The organism is Agromyces mediolanus, from assembly GCF_044917495.1.
GTDB classification, from domain to species: Bacteria; Actinomycetota; Actinomycetes; order Actinomycetales; family Microbacteriaceae; genus Agromyces; species Agromyces mediolanus_B.
Genome location: NZ_JAVSSI010000011.1, coordinates 47,952 through 63,142, shown reverse-complemented (window position 1 = coordinate 63,142; position 15,191 = coordinate 47,952). Strand labels below are relative to the sequence as shown.

Genomic DNA, 15,191 nt, shown 5'->3' with positions numbered 1-15,191 from the left:
TGGTCCGCTGAGCCCGTCGAAGCGAGCCCTGGTCCGCTGAGCTTGTCGAAGCGCTTCGACAAGCTCAGCGAACCAGACCAGCTCAGCGAACCGCCCTCACTCCGTACGGCTGAGGGTCCGCACGAGCGCCATCGCCTCCTTCGGCGACACCTCCGGCAGATAGGCCTTGCCGACGGCGATGCCGATCGCGGGCAGCATCAGCGGGTCGGCGTAGCTCATCGAGATCGTGCGGTACTCCGGGTTGAACTTCGCCTTGAACCGGAACAGCGAGGAGAAGCCGTACGCCGGCTCGAGCGTGCGGCCGAGCCACTCGAGGAGGCGGCTCATCGCGGTGGGCGGCGGCGGTTCCGCGCCCGGGGCGAGCGGTTTCGTCGCGAGCGGGGCGCCGGAGAGGCTCAGCACCTCCGCGCCGGTCTCCTTCATGTGCAGCGCGGCCGAGGCGATGAGGAACTCCATGATGCCGTTCATGGAGCCGTCGGCGCGGCGCATGAAGTCGATCGTCCAGCCGACGATCTCGCCGTCGCGGTGCACGGGCAGCCAGCTCGTGACGGCCTGCAGCCGGCCGTCGGGGCCGACGGCGAGCATCAGGCGCACCTCCGGGTCCTTCAGCTCCGCCATCCCGCCGAGCGTGAATCCCATCTCGGGCAGTTCCTTCTCGGCGACCCACTCCTCCGAGATCGCGGTGATCTCGGCGATGGTCGGCCGCGGCAGCTCCGCCCAGCTCGCCCAGACCGTGGTCATGCCCTCCTTGATGCCGCGGTTCAGCGCCTGCCGCACCTTCTGCCAGGGCTTGCCGGTGAGTTCGAGGCCGGTGGTGCGCACGACGGTCTCCTCGCCGACGGACATGTGCTGCCACCCGAGCTCGTCGAAGACCGGCAGCAGCTCGTCGTGCACGCTGTAGAAGACCGGGCTCCAGTTGCGCGCGTCGCAGAACGCGGCGAACTCGCGCACCGTCTCGGCGAGGCGCTCCGGGGCGCAGATCGGGTCGGACATGGTGATCGCGATCCCGTTGATCTCGCGGTAGGCGACGGCGGCCTCGCCGTCCTCGCTGAACCAGGGGGTGTTGCCCGGCCAGGTCGTCATGAAGCCGAGGGTGCCGCCGCCGTGGCGGTGCAGCAGTTCCCGCAGGTGCGCGTCGTCGCCGTCGGCGGCGGGTCCGTCGGGACGGTGCATCACCCGCACCGCCGCGACGACGAAGACGGTCCAGAAGGCCACGCCGACCCACTCGTAGAGGAAGCTCGCGAAGTCGTGCCCGGGCAGCACGATCGGGTCGGTGGCGGCGAGGAAGTGCGGCGGCACGAAGCGTTTCAGCGTGTCGAGCGCGACGTCCGCGGGCGTCGCCTGCGGCCAGTACTCCCGGATGGTCGAGAGCCCGACGGCGAGATACGCGACGGCCAGCACGGCGAAGGCGCCGACGACGACCGCGACGAAGCGGCCGAGCGCCCGTCGTCGCAGGCGGATGCGGAAGTGCCGGCGGGTGACGATGAGCAGCACGATGACGCCGATCGGCAGGAGCGCGATCGCGGCGAGCCAGACGAGCAGCTCGCCGAGGTCGAAGACCGACCAGTCGCCGGACTCGAGGTCCCCGAGCTCGTTCGTCACCTCGAAGGCGGGCCGTGCGAAGAGCAGGATGGCGGCGTTCACGGCGATGGCGAGCCAGAGCGCGAAGCGACGCCCCTGGTGCAGGCCCCAGGCGGCGACGAGCAGCAGCACGACGGGCAGGAAGGAGAGCAGGAACATGCCCACCCCCTGCGCGGAGAGCAGGGTCAGCTGGCGCAGACACTCGGCGGCGAGCGGCGCCGCGTCGCCGCAGCTGCGCTCGACGGCGTCGAGGTCGACGGGCTGATCGGCGAAGAGGAAGGAGCCGAAGGCGAAGGGCGTGAGCTCGGTACGCGTCGCGAAGGCGACGACCGGCCCGAGTCCCGTGACCGCGACCACCGCGGCGATGAGGGTGCGCGTCTCGCGGTGCGAGCTGCGCGGGATGCGGAGGACGGATGCGTCGTGCGCGAGCAGTGCGCCGAACGGCCCGGCGATGAGCACGGCGATGAGGCGGTACACGTCGGAGGAGTCGCCGTCGTAGAGCACGAAGATGCAGAGGAAGGCGAGGGTCACGACGCGGAAGCGGCGGCGCCAGAGCGGGCCCATGAACGCGGTCGCGGCGATGAGCGCCCCGGCGATCCCGGTGAGCGGGTCGAGGGTGAGGTCGACGGAGGTGCCGCTCGCCCACCATTCGCCCGCGAGCGAGCCGATCCACTGCAGGGCGACGCCGATGAGGACGCCGAGGACGCCGGTAACGGCGAGCGCGAGCACTGTGCGCGCGGTGCCCATCCGCCGCTCGGCGATGCCGAGGAGGAGCACGGCGGCGAGCACGCCGGCGACGAGCTGGAACGGGTCCCAGGGGATGACGAGGGCGCTGAGCACCGTCCACCAGCGGCCGGCGTCGATCGTGGTCAGCACGCCCGCGGCCCACTGCGCCTCGGTGGCGTGCGAGGGCGGCCCGGCGATGGTGCCGGTGATCGCCGCCGTCGCGATCAGCACGGCCGCGAAGGCGAGACTGAACGGGATGCGGCGGGCGAACTGCCCGATCGCCTCGCCGGTCGAGCGGAGCCGGCCGACGGGCTCGACGTCGAGCGCGGCCGCGGTCGCGTCGTCCGCCCGCTGCTCGTGCTGCTGCCCGGCCCCGCTCACGGCGCCACCAGCCCGAGCCTCGGGTACAGCACGTCGAAGCCGTGCTCCAGCCCGCCGAGGAGCGCGGACACCCCGTGGTCGGCGCCCGGCACGATGAACCGGCTCGTCGTCATGCCGGCCGTCGTCGCGGCATCCGCGAGCGCCTCGGCGCTCTCGACGTAGGCCGGGTCGTTCTCGCCGGCCGTGAAGATCGCGACCGAGTCGGGATAGGGCGCCTTCGCCGCCATGATGTTCGCGGGCTTCACGGCGTCGTAGGCGGCCTCGTCGCCGCCGAAGACGTCGCGCAGCGTGTCCTGCGGGTGCTCGGCACCGGCGTACTCGACGGGCGAGACGGCGAGGATGTTGCCGAACGTCTCCGGGTACTTCGCGCCGAAGTAGGCGGCGCAGCCGCCGCCGTTCGAGTAGCCGGCGACGGTCCAGCTCGCGGGGCTCCGCAGCACGTCGAGGTGCTCGCGGGCCCAGGGCACGACATCCTGCATCACGTAGCTCTCCACCTTTCCGAGGTCCGTGTCGAGGCACATCGGGTCGTCCGCGGGGTCGCCCAGCTGGTCGATGACGAGCGCGATGGGGGCGAGTCCGTCGTGGGCGCGCGCCTGCGCGTCGAGCACTTTCGCGATGAACTGCGGGTCCGGTTCGCCGGGCTGACCCATCATCATGATCACGAGCGGCAGGCGCGGCGCGTCGGCGACGAGCGCGGCCGGCGGGAGGTAGAGCTGCGCCGGACGCGCGTCGAAGCCCGAGTTGGTGTTCGGGATGCCGCCGGGCACGAGCCCGGTCTCCCCGTGCTCGGGGAGGTCGGCGGGCGGCGTCCAGCTCGCGTACAGCGGCTCGGCCGGGTCGCTGGTCTCGGCCGGGTCGGGCGGGGGGATGTCGATCGGCTCGGCCGTCGAGAGGCCGAGCATGGCGCCGATGGTGGTGTCGATGCCGTACGCGGCGTTCACTCCGACCGCCGCGGTGACGGCGAAGACGGGGATGGCGAGCACCGCGATGAGCTTCCGCCACCAGCGCGACCGCCAGAGGTTCCAGATCGCGAGCAGGATCGCCCCGGACGCGAGCGGCACCCAGAGCCAGGCGGCGTCGGCGACCGGACCGCCGAAGAGGTCGAGGACGTTCGCGCAGAGCCAGAGCGCCGCCCCGCCGATGAGGCCGCCGACGATGAGGACGATGAGCGCGGTCATCACCCAGCCGCCGCTGCGCTCCCGGCCGAGGAGGTAGAGCAGCAGGAGCACGGCGAGCACCGAGAGCGCGATCGGGAACCAGCCCTCGACCACGTTCACCTCGAGCACCGCGTCCAGCATGCATCCCCCCGGCTCCCGCGTTGAGCACAGGGTAGCGGGCGGGGGCCCGGGCCCCGCGGATTTCCGTAGGATTGCACCTGAACCCCTTCACCGACCATTGGAGCCACCGTGGCCGCACCCAGCACGCTCGACGCCGTCATCACCCTCGCCCAGCACCGCGGATTCGTGTTCCAAGCCGGCGAGATCTACGGCGGCTCGCGCTCCGCCTGGGACTACGGCCCCCTCGGCGTCGAGCTGAAGGAGAACATCAAGCGCCAGTGGTGGCGCTACATGGTGCAGCAGCGCGACGACATCGTCGGCCTCGACTCGAGCGTCATCCTGCCGAAGCAGGTGTGGGAGGCATCCGGCCACGTCGAGGTGTTCAGCGACCCGCTCATCGAGTGCCTGAGCTGCCACAAGCGCTTCCGCGAGGACCACCTCGTCGAGGCGTTCGAGGCGAAGAAGGGCCGGGAGCCCGAGGGTGGCCTCGCCGAGATCGTGTGCCCGAACTGCGGCACCCGCGGCCAGTGGACCGAGCCCCGCGCCTTCTCCGGCCTGCTGAAGACCTACCTCGGCGTCGTCGACGACGAGTCGGGCCTGCACTACCTCCGCCCCGAGACCGCGCAGGGCATCTTCGTGAACTTCGCGAACGTGCTGCAGGCGGCGCGCATGAAGCCCCCGTTCGGCATCGCGCAGATCGGCAAGAGCTTCCGCAACGAGATCACGCCCGGCAACTTCATCTTCCGCACCCGCGAGTTCGAGCAGATGGAGATGGAGTACTTCGTCGAGCCCGGCACCGACGAGGAGTGGTTCGACTACTGGATCCAGCACTGCTGGGACTGGTTCACCGACCTCGGCATCGACCCCGAGAACATCCGCCGCTACGAGCACCCGAAGGAGAAGCTCAGCCACTACTCGAAGCGCACGATCGACATCGAGTACCGCTTCGGCTTCACCGGCGGCGAGTGGGGCGAGCTCATGGGCGTCGCGAACCGCACCGACTTCGATCTGTCGACCCACTCGAAGCACTCCGGCAAGGACCTCTCCTACTTCGACCAGTCGAAGAACGAGCGCTGGGTGCCCTACGTCATCGAGCCGGCGTTCGGCCTCACGCGCGCGCTGATGGCGTTCCTCGTCGACGCGTACCACGTCGAGGAGGTGCAGAACGCGAAGGGCGGCACCGACCAGCGCACCGTGCTGAAGCTCGACCCGCGCCTCGCCCCGGTGAAGGCCGCCGTGCTGCCGCTGTCGCGCAACGAGAAGCTCTCGCCGCTCGCCCGCGATCTCGCCGCGAAGCTCCGCCGCACCTGGAACATCGATTTCGACGACGCCGGCGCCATCGGCCGCCGCTACCGCCGCCAGGACGAGATCGGCACCCCGTTCTGCATCACGGTCGACTTCGACTCGCTCGACGACGACGCCGTGACGGTGCGCGACCGCGACACCATGTCGCAGGAGCGGGTGCCGCTCGCCGAGCTCGAGGGCTACCTGGCGACGCGGCTCCTCGGCGCCTGATCGCACCCGTGGTGCACGAGGCGGAGGGGACGGAGCCGGGCTCCGCTCCCTCCGCGCTGCCCGATCTGCTCGTGGCGGCGATCGCACTCGTCCGCGACCGTCGCGTGCTGATGGTGACCGCGCGGGGGCGCGAGGTGCACTACATGCCCGGCGGCAAGATCGACCCGGGCGAGACCGCCGCGGAGGCCGCCGCCCGCGAGGCCCGCGAGGAGGTCTCGCTCGAGCTCGACCCGGCCGAGCTCGAGGAGCTCTTCGAGGTGGTCACGCAGGCGCACGGCGAGCCCGAGGGGCGGATGGTGCGCATGCGCGTCTTCCTGACGGAGACGGATGCCTCGCCGAGGGCGTCGGCCGAGGTCGGCGCGCTGCACTGGGTGACGACGGCCGATCTCGACCGCTGCCCGCCGGCCGGGGCCGAGGTGCTCAGGCGTCTCGCGGCGGACGGGCTGATCGACTAGGGCTGCGCGGGCGGCATGGAGTTCGACACCACCAGCGACACGGGCTGGATCGGCGACGTCCGCGAGCTGGCGCACGAGCTCTCGGAGTCGTCCGCGGCCTTCACTCAGGCGACCGAGCCGGTCTCCGACGCGCTGTTCGTCGCGTTACGATCGCTGCCGAGCGAGCTGTCGCCGCGCTCCTTCGTGCGCTACGACCGCCGCGATGCGGTGCTCCTCGTGGATCTGCGGGTCGCGGAAGAGGAGCTCTCCGGCCTGACGATGGACGAGCAACGACGACTGCTCGGCCCGTTGCTGCTGGCGCTGGTGTCGCGAGGCACGAGGTCGAGGACCGCGACGTGGAGCCGGGAGGAGCGCGCCCTCATCGTCGCCGAGTTCGAGCGGATGCTGTCGCGGCTCAACTGGCTGCCCACCGAGGCGTGAGGGCTGGGGGCGCCGGCTTTCCACAGCGCCACTTCAGTGGTGAGCTTCGAAGCTGTGTTCGATAGTGTCGAGGTATGCCTGAAGCGCTGCATCCCGATGACCCGGCCGACCCGGCCGCGGTCAGTGCTGCCGAGTGGGCTGATCCTGATTGGGCATCGTTGGATGGGTGGCGGGTCGCGTCGGCCGCTGGCGGGTCGCGGGCCGTGTTCGCCGAACTGCAGGCCACGCTGGATGCCGCTGAGGGCGCCCAGTTCGAAGTCAACCGCATGCACGCCGCGCAGCTCGATGCGTTCCGGCGGGCGTTCGCGCTGGCCGACGCACACCCGGAGCTCTACGTCCACGCCGAGGCGCACGCAACGGCGAGCCGGGGCGGCATCCCCGTCGCCGAGCTCGCGGCGCGGTCCGTCGCCGCGGAGCTGTCGATGCGGCTGCAACTGCCCGCCGCGACGATCCGCACCCGCGCCTACGAGGCAGCGACGGCGCACCGGCACCTTCCGTCGTTGTGGGCCAGGTTCCGCGACGGCATCGCCGCCTACACGGAGCTGCGCGCCGCGCTCGACGCGCTCGACGGCGTCACCCTCAACGACCCCGCCCTGCGTGGTCCCGACGCAGCCCGGCACGCGGCGGCGCTCGCGGAGTTCGACGAGGCCATCGCCGAGCTCGCCGGCACCGTGCCGCTCGCCACCTTCCGTCGCCGGCTCCGCCGGCTCCGGGTGCGACTCGAAGCCCCTGAGACGGCATCGGCCCGCCACGAACGCGCCCACTCCGCACGGCGGTTGGTGCTCGAGCCCGCCGCCGACGGCATGGCCTGGCTCATGCTCCACGTCTCCGCGGTCGATGCGGCCGGCGTCCGCGCCCGCGTCGACGCCACCGCCATCCAGCTGTCGGGTCGCCCCGGCGAGACCCGCACCCTCGACCAGCTCCGCGCGGATGCAGCGACCGCCTGGCTGAAGGGCGACGGCACCCCCACCGCGGTCCGCACCGAGATCCTCGTCACCGTCCCGGCCCTCACCCTGACCAGCGCCCCGCACACCCCCGGCGCACCGCACCATCAGCAGGGCGGCGCAGGCACCGCACAGCCCCAGGGCACGGGCATCCACCGCGACTACGAGCCCGCAGAGCTCGACGGCGTCGGTCCCATCGACGACGCGACCGCGCGGCGCCTGTTCGCCCACGCGCCGACGTTCCTCCGCCTCGCGGTCGACCCGATCACCGCCGCGCCGCTCGCGCTCGATCGCACCCGCTACCGCGTCACCACTGCGCAACGTCGCTGGCTCACCCACCAGTACGGGCACTGCACCCGCCCCGGGTGCACCCGCCCCGCGCGCGACAGCGACCTCGACCATCTCACCGCCTGGTCTCACGGCGGCACCACCGACACCGCCAACCTCGCGCCCACCTGCCGCACCGATCATCTGCTGAAGCACCACGCCAGATTCCGCGTCGAGCGAGCACCCGACGGCACCATCACCTGGACCACGCCCACCGGCCACCACGCCCACACCTCGCCGGCGCATGGCGCCACGCCCACCGCTCCACGAGCGCAGGCCACCTACCCGGTCCCCGCGCCCTTCTGATCCGCGCCCGCGCCAGCCACTCCTTCTCGCCCGCTCCCGCCCGCGCTCGCGCCCGCCATTCCCTTCTCGCCCGCCCGCGCTCGCGCCCTTCTGAGGCGCACGCGCGCCCTCGAGGAGCGCGCCCGCGCCCGCACGCGCCCTCGACGCCCGCGCCCGCGCAGATCGGTATTTCCACCGATGGGATCCCAGTGCCCGCGCGACATCCTGGACCGGGAGCGCCACGCTCTCCGATCCACACATCACATCCTGAGAGGCCCAGCATGCGCACCCTTCGCCGGATCAGTCGCGCGATCATCGCCGCCGCCGTCGTGACCATCGCGCTCGCCTCGTGCGTGCCGTCCGCGGCACCGGAGGCGCCCTCGTCCTCGATCACCGTCACCTGGCTCGCCTACCGCGCGGACGGCACCGGCACGACCGGCACGACGCTCATCACGAAGAAGCCGCCGAAGAAGGAGCGCGACTTCCGGGTCGAGTTCTCCGCCAACGAGGTCGGCGGCATCGGGTCCGCATCCCAGGCCGGGGCCTGGGATGCCGCCATCATCTCCACTCTGCTCCTCGGGGAGCCGCTCGAGGGAGAGTTCTCGTTCGAGACCGACGGATTCATCGACGGCCCCAGCGCGGGCGCACTCACGACCGCCGGGTTGATGGCCGTCGCCCGCGGCGAGAAGTTCAAGAAGCACGTCACCATGACCGGCACGATCAACAGCTCCGGCACGCTCGGGCCCGTCGGCGGCATCCCCGAGAAGATCCAGGCCGCCGCCGACGCCGAGTTCACCACCGTGCTCATCCCCCTCGGCCAGCGCAACAGCACCGACAGCGACGGCAACGTCGTCGACGTGGTCCGCGAAGGTGAACGACTCGGGGTCACCGTCGTCGAGGTCGGCGACATCTACGAGGCCTACGAGCGGCTCACGGGGAGCAACATCGACGTCCCGGGGGTGAGCCGGGACCCGCGGCTCAGCGACGCGGCGTACGACAAGGTCAAGCCCGAGACGGATGCCGCCCTCGCCCGCTACGGCGACGCCGAGGCGCGCTTCGCGAGGCTCCCCCAGCCGACGCAGGACCTCTTCATCGGCTCCGGCCTCATCGCCACGATCGAGCAGTACGCCGCGCAGGCCGCCGATCTCCAACGGCAGGGGCTGCAGGCCGGGGCGTTCCGGATGGCCGGTCAGGCAGCGGCCACGTACGAGGCCGTCGCCGCGGTCGGCGAGCTGACGACGCCGCTCTTCACCCAGGGCCTCGCCGGTCTCGACACCCTGTTCACGCAGGCGCTCAGCACGGAGACCGCGGAGCAGGAGTTCATGTCGTTCCTCGACAGCCTCTCGGCCTACGAGCCGAAGACCGTCGCCGACGTGGAAGGGCTCGTCAACGGCTACAGCGGGGCCTTCGACGCCTACTCCCTCCTCATGTTCGCCCAGGGCCAGGTGCAGGCGATCAAGGAGCGGTGGGATGCCGGCGAGTACGCCTCCGCGGACGCGCTGTTCACAGACCTCACCCAGCCCGTGCTGTGGGGGCAGCTCGCGAGCGCGCAGATCGACATGGCCGAGTCGGTCTTCGAGGTCGGACGCGACAACCCGGGCGCGCCGATCGCGAGCGACGTCGACCTCGAGGCGCTCGGCGACTTCTTCCGCCGCGGTGCCGACGCCAACTTCGCCGCGTTCACCGAGAGCGTCGTCACCCCGCTGGCGGATGCCCGGGGCATGTCCCAGGACAGCGTGATCGCGCGACTCGCCTCGGCGGACGTGACCGTCGCGCTCTCCGTCTCCCAGGCGCAGATCCAGCCGGCGATCGCCGACTACATCGGGGAATCCGAGGCGAATGCGAGCTACGCGACGCTCGCGTACGGCCTCAACAACTACGTGCGCAACCAGTCGCTGCTCGACAAGTACTACAACAACGCGGTGCTCGACGAGAACTTCGCGATCGAGAGCGTCCCGTTCCTCGCGGTGCTGACGCGCACGCTCGATCTCGGGCGGCAGCAGCTCGCCTCGGAGGTGACCCTGCTGGCCGAGCACGACACGGAACCGGCGGTCAGCATGGGCGCCTACGAGGTCGCCGCGCTGCTCCGGGCGGGCAGCGTCGGCGAGCAGTTCGACGCCGCCGGCCTCTACCAGGGCGGGTTCCTCACCACGCGGATGCTCGCCTACCTCGCGGGCGCGCTCCCGGTGAAGGACGACTAGCTCCCGAAGACCGACGAGCTCCCGAGAAACGACGAGCTCCAGGCGGCATCCCTAGACTTCGTTCATGGCGATTCGACGGTTCCGGCTGGGAGACCGCGAGACCGTCATCACTGAGACGGGCATCGACCGCGGTCCGACGTACGTGCTCGTGCACGGGGTCGGGATGGGGCACCGCACCTGGTCGGACCTCGCCGAGACCCTCGCCGGCTCGGGCCGCGTGCTCGCGCTCGACCTCCCCGGATTCGGCGAGGCGCCGGAGCCCGAGGAGTCGCTCGACATGCCGGCCTCCGGGGCCTACCTCGGCGAGCTGATCGCGGCGGAGTCGCCGGACGCGCCCGTCGTCCTCGTCGGGCACTCGATGGGCACGCAGATCGTCGCCGAGACGGCGGCGCAGCGGCCCGAGCTCGTCGCCGCCGTCGTCCTCATCGCCCCGACGATCAACCGGCGCGAACGGACCGCGGCGTGGCAGGCCCTGCGCCTCATCCAGGACCTCGCCTTCAGCCATCCGAAGGTGCTCGCGCTCGGCATCCGCTACTACTTCCAGGCCGGACCGCGCTGGTACTTCGCGAAGCTCGCCGACATGCTCGCGCACCGCATCGAGCTCGTGCTCCCGCGCATCCGGGCGCGCACCCTCGTCGTGCGCGGCGAGCACGATCAGGTCTCCCCGCGCGACTGGGCCGAGCTCGTGACCGCGCTGCTGCCCGATGGCCGGCTCATCGAGGTCCCCGGCCGAGGGCACGAGACCATGATCACCGCGGGCGCGGAGGTCGCGCGACTCGTCGCGGCCCATGCCGCGGGCGAGCCCGTCGGGCACCGCGTCGCCCAGCCCGTCCCGACCGGGCGACGAGCGCGCCCCGCGAAGGGCCGGGGCCCGGCGACAAGGTCGGCGGCAGCGACAGCAACGACCGGGACGGGGTCGACAGCAACGATGGCAGCGCCGGCAGCAGCGATGGCAGCGCCGACGGCGACGACGGGGAGCCGCAGCGTGCCCTGGTGGCGCGCCGCGCGGTGGTGGGCGGCGGACTACCTCTACGCCGGATGGCGCCAGCTGGCCGCCCCCTTCGACCGGCGCGACGCGCGGCACTGGCTGCGCGGCGATGCCACGCTGCCCGAGATCGTGCTGCTGCCGGGCATCTACGAGCACTGGACGTTCCTGCGCCCGCTCGCCGAGCGCCTGCACGGAGCGGGCCACCGGGTGCGCGTCGTGCACGGCCTCGGCGCCAACCGCCGTCCGATCGCCGAGACCGCGGAGCTCCTCGCCCGCGCGCTGTCCCGGCTGCCGGCGGCGCCCGCCGGGCGGGTCGTCGTCGGGCACTCGAAGGGCGGGCTCATCGGCAAGCAGCTGCTCGCCGACGAGCTGCGACGCCCGGATGACGCCGCCGCCCTCGGCCTCCGCGGCGTGGTCGCCGTCTGCACGCCCTTCGCCGGCTCGCACCTCGCCCGCTTCTTCTTCGCCGACCGCAGTCTGCTCGCGCTGCTGCCGAGCGACGCGACCATCCACGCGCTCGGCGAGGCGCGCGAGGTCGACGCGCGCATCGTCTCGGTCTTCGGCATCTGGGATCCGCACATCCCGGAGGGCAGCGAACTCGCCGGGGCCCGCAACATCGAGGTGCCGGTCGCGGGGCACTTCCGCATCCTCGGCGCGCCCGAGACGGCGCGCGCGGTGCTCGACGGGATCGCGATCCTGGCGGAGGACGCGGACGACCCGGATGCCCCGGATTCCCCGGATGCCCCAGAGGACGCGGATGCCCCGGCGCACCGCGACGCGGCCGAGCGCGACGCCCGCCCGGCGCACCCCGACGCGAGCACGACGCAGCGCTAGCGCGACGAGCGCACGGCGCGAGCGCGACGAGCGCACAGCACGAGCCCAGCGCGAGCGCAGCGCCGGCCTTAGTGCACGAACTCCAGCAGGTCGAGCCCGACCTGGCGCATGCCGTCGAGCACCGCGAGGCGGCTCGAGAGCTGCGTGTCGGCGTAGTACATCGACACGGCGAAGGCGACGCTCGCCCGCGGTCCGCGCAGCACGCCGACCTCGCTGCGCACGCCGCCGTCGGTCCCGGTCTTGTTCATCAGCAGCACGCTGTGGTCGGGGCGCCGGTGTGCGAGCGGGTCGAGCCCGAAGGCGGCGGACACCATCGACAGGTCGGTGTTCAGCGTCAGCCAGCCGACGACGCGCTGCGACACCTCGGGCGAGACGATCTCGCCGCGGGCGAGGGAGGCGAAGAGCCAGGTGAGCTCCTTCGCCGATCCGATCGAGAGCTGCGGGGCGTCGTCGGGACCGCGGTGGTCGCGGACGAGATCGAGCAGCGCCGTGCGGGTCAGACCGAGCGCCTCGGTGCGGGCGCGCACCGACTCGAGACCCACGTAGCGCAGCAGCACGTTCGTGGCGAGGTTGTCGCTCGTCGCGCCGATGAGCGCCGCGAGATCGGCGATCGGCAGCGACGGGGACTGCAGGTGCTGCCAGATGCCGGCATCCCCGACCGCGTCGCGCGGGTCGCGGTCGAGCACGGTGAGCGCCTCGCTCTCGCCGTCGACGAGTCGCGCCGCGACCTCGACGAGGAGCAGCACCTTGCCGATCGACGCCGTCGGCATCACCACGTGGTCGTCGACCGAGAAGAGCACGCGTCCGGTCGCGAGATCGGTGGCGCGGGCCGAGACCTGCACTCCGGCGAGCGCGAGCTCCCCGAGCGCGTCGAAGCCGCGGCTGAAGTCCTCGCTCGCCTCGTCGGTGCGGTGCTTCCCTCGCCGGATGTCGGCATGGCGCGCTCTGCGCTCTGAGCCCTGCGAGGGGGTCACCACGGTGCTTGCACACTCCTGCTCATGCGCTCGGCGTTCCCCCGCCGCCGGGTGCGGCACGCTCGAGATCAACGGTATCTGGTGGGACGGGTTCTGGACACGGGGATTTCGGTCGCTGGGAGCGGCTACCAGATCGTCACCCGCTCGGCCGGGTCGAGCCAGAGGGCGTCGTCGGGGGTCACTCCGAAGCCAGTGTAGAACTCCTCGATGTTCCGGACGATCTGGTTGCAGCGGAACTCGTTCGGCGAGTGCGGGTCGATCGCCAGCAGGCGGACCACCTCGGCGTCGCGCGCCTTCATCTGCCAGGCCTGCGCCCAGGAGAGGAAGAAGCGCTCGGCCCCGCTCAGCCCGTCGAGCACCGGGGGCTCCTCGCCGCCCAGCGAGAGCAGGTACGCCTTCCAGGCGATCGCGAGGCCGCCGAGATCGCCGATGTTCTCGCCGATGGTGAGGGCGCCGTTCACGTGCGGCGCCTCGGACGCCTCGGCAGCGCCGTCGGCGTCGGTCGACGGCGCGGCGGATGCCTCGGCGAGCTGCGCGGGCACGAGCGCGTCGTACTGGTCGATGAGTGCCTTCGTGCGCTCCTCGAACGCGGCGCGGTCGTCGGCCGTCCACCAGTCGGTGAGCCGGCCGTCGCCGTCGTACTTCGAGCCCTGGTCGTCGAAGCCGTGGCCGATCTCGTGCCCGATGACCGCGCCGATCGCGCCGTAGTTGGCGGCGGCGTCGCGCTCGGGCGTGAAGAAGGGGTACTGCAGGATGGCCGCCGGGAACACGATCTCGTTGAAGCCGGGGTTGTAGTACGCGTTGATGGTCTGCGGGGTCATGAACCACTCGTCGCGGTCGATCGGCTTGCCGATCTTGCCGAGCTCGCGGCGGAACTCGAACTCCGCGGTGGCCCGCACGTTCGCGACGAGGTCGCCGGGCTCGATGCCGAGGGTGGAGTAGTCGCGCCACTTCACGGGGAAGCCGATCTTCGGCGTGAACTTCGCGAGCTTGTCGAGCGCCTTGCGCTTCGTCTCCTCGCCCATCCAGTCGAGGCCGACGATGGACTCGCGGTACGCCTCGACGAGGTAGCCGACGAGCTCGTCCATCTGCTCCTTCGCCGCGGGCGGGAAGTGCCGCTCGACGTAGATGCGGCCGACGGCCTCGCCCATCGCGCCCTCGACGAGGGAGACGCCGCGCTTCCAGCGCTCGCGCAGCTGCGGCGTGCCGGTCAGGGTGCGGCCGTAGAAGTCGAAGTTCGCCTCGACGAAGTCCTTCGAGAGGTAGGGCGACGCCCCGCGGATGACCTGCCAGGCGAGCCAGTCGCGCCAGGCCGGCACGCGGTCCTCGGTGAGCAGCGCGCCGACGCCCTCGACGAAGCTCGGCTGGCGGACGACGAGCTCGGCGAACGCGGCATCCGGGACGCCCATCGCGTCGCGCCAGATCGCGAGGCCCGAGGATGCCGCATCCGCGCCGGGGAAGGCGAGCGCCGCGGCATCCGCCCAGCCCTTCAGGTTGTACGTCTTCTCGCTGTCGCGGGAGTCGACGTTGCTCCAGTGCACGGCCGCGATCGCGGTCTCGAGCTCGAAGACCCGCGCCGCGCGCTCGGCGGCGCCGTCGAGCTTCGCGAGCCGGAACATCCGCTCGAGGTGCGAGCGGTAGGCCTCGCGCACCTCGGCGAAGCGCTCCTCGCGGAAGTAGCTCTCGTCGGGCAGGCCGATGCCGCCCTGCTCGACGAAGACGAGGTAGCGCTCGGGGTCGCCCGGGTCGTTGTCGACGAAGAGCTGCGCGAAGCCCGCGACGCCCTGCCGCTCGAGGCGGCCGAGCGTCTCGAGGAGGCTCGGCACGTCGCCGATGAGCGACACCTCGACGAGCTGGCCCGCGATCGGGGTCGCGCCGAGGAGCTCGGCGTGCTGCTCGTCCATGAAGCTCGCGAAGAGGTCGCCGACCTTGCGCGCCTCGGTGCCGGGGTCGGCCCCCTGCGCCTCGACGATGATCTCGCGCACCGCGCGCTCGGCCTCCTCGTGCAGCTCGATGAAGGAGCCGAAGCGGGCCTTGTCGGCCGGGATCTCGGTGCGATCGATCCACTTGCCGTTGACGTGGCGGAACAGATCGTCCTGCGGGCGCACGCCCGGGTCGAGTTCGTCGAGCGCGATGCCGGAGCTGAGGGTGCCGTCGTCGGTCATGCGCTCCAGCCTAGGCGGCGAAGCCTGAACGGTGGCCTGCGATTCTCGTGAACACCCGACGTGGATCCATACCGGCGGATGCCGGGAGCGGGCAGACTCGTCGGCGGATCCGGTGCGA

General features: G+C 71.9%; 10 protein-coding genes. 6 read left to right on the top strand and 4 right to left on the bottom strand.

Translation table 11 applies throughout. The features are described 5' to 3' along the window. Positions 1-96: 96 nt before the first annotated feature. Together ROT00_RS14920 and ROT00_RS14915 are read right to left on the bottom strand one after the other, a co-directional pair. The gene (locus ROT00_RS14920) at positions 97-2,688 is read right to left on the bottom strand and encodes a bifunctional lysylphosphatidylglycerol flippase/synthetase MprF (protein ID WP_404775817.1); all 2,592 of its coding nucleotides are present in this window, start codon (positions 2,686-2,688) and stop codon (positions 97-99) included. Further along, positions 2,685-3,986: an alpha/beta hydrolase gene (locus ROT00_RS14915; protein WP_404775816.1), complete on the bottom strand. Its 1,302-nt coding sequence runs from the start codon at positions 3,984-3,986 to the stop codon at positions 2,685-2,687. Before ROT00_RS14915 ends, ROT00_RS14920 begins: the two co-directional genes overlap by 4 nt. A 108-nt stretch (positions 3,987-4,094) precedes the next feature. Here ROT00_RS14915 and ROT00_RS14910 point away from each other — a divergent pair, with 108 nt between their 5' ends. The 6 genes from ROT00_RS14910 (at position 4,095) to ROT00_RS14885 (ending at position 11,934) form a co-directional block, all read left to right on the top strand. Beyond that, positions 4,095-5,480 (top strand): glycine--tRNA ligase, encoded by a 1,386-nt coding sequence (locus ROT00_RS14910; RefSeq protein ID WP_404775815.1) that lies wholly within the window; start codon positions 4,095-4,097, stop codon positions 5,478-5,480. A gap of 8 nt (positions 5,481-5,488) precedes the next feature. Next, entirely contained in the window at positions 5,489-5,935 is a 447-nt protein-coding gene (locus ROT00_RS14905) for an NUDIX hydrolase (protein ID WP_404775814.1), read from the top strand. 15 nt (positions 5,936-5,950) lie between these two features. Further along, on the top strand, positions 5,951-6,355 hold the full coding sequence (locus ROT00_RS14900) for a hypothetical protein (RefSeq protein WP_404775813.1): 405 nt from the start codon (positions 5,951-5,953) through the stop codon (positions 6,353-6,355). 203 nt (positions 6,356-6,558) lie between these two features. Then, complete coding sequence (locus tag ROT00_RS14895; RefSeq protein WP_404775812.1) at positions 6,559-7,932, top strand: HNH endonuclease signature motif containing protein; 1,374 nt, start codon at positions 6,559-6,561, stop codon at positions 7,930-7,932. 260 nt (positions 7,933-8,192) lie between these two features. Beyond that, positions 8,193-10,112 (top strand): S16 family serine protease, encoded by a 1,920-nt coding sequence (locus ROT00_RS14890; protein WP_404775811.1) that lies wholly within the window; start codon positions 8,193-8,195, stop codon positions 10,110-10,112. A gap of 64 nt (positions 10,113-10,176) precedes the next feature. Next, positions 10,177-11,934: an alpha/beta hydrolase gene (locus tag ROT00_RS14885; protein WP_404775810.1), complete on the top strand. Its 1,758-nt coding sequence runs from the start codon at positions 10,177-10,179 to the stop codon at positions 11,932-11,934. 68 nt (positions 11,935-12,002) lie between these two features. On the opposite strand, the gene ROT00_RS14880 is transcribed toward ROT00_RS14885, so the two are convergent. Both ROT00_RS14880 and ROT00_RS14875 read right to left on the bottom strand, forming a co-directional pair. Next, positions 12,003-12,908 (bottom strand): serine hydrolase, encoded by a 906-nt coding sequence (locus ROT00_RS14880; protein WP_404775809.1) that lies wholly within the window; start codon positions 12,906-12,908, stop codon positions 12,003-12,005. Positions 12,909-13,033: 125 nt separating this feature from the next. Then, the gene (locus tag ROT00_RS14875; protein ID WP_404775808.1) at positions 13,034-15,073 is read right to left on the bottom strand and encodes a M13 family metallopeptidase; all 2,040 of its coding nucleotides are present in this window, start codon (positions 15,071-15,073) and stop codon (positions 13,034-13,036) included. Positions 15,074-15,191 lie beyond the last annotated feature (118 nt).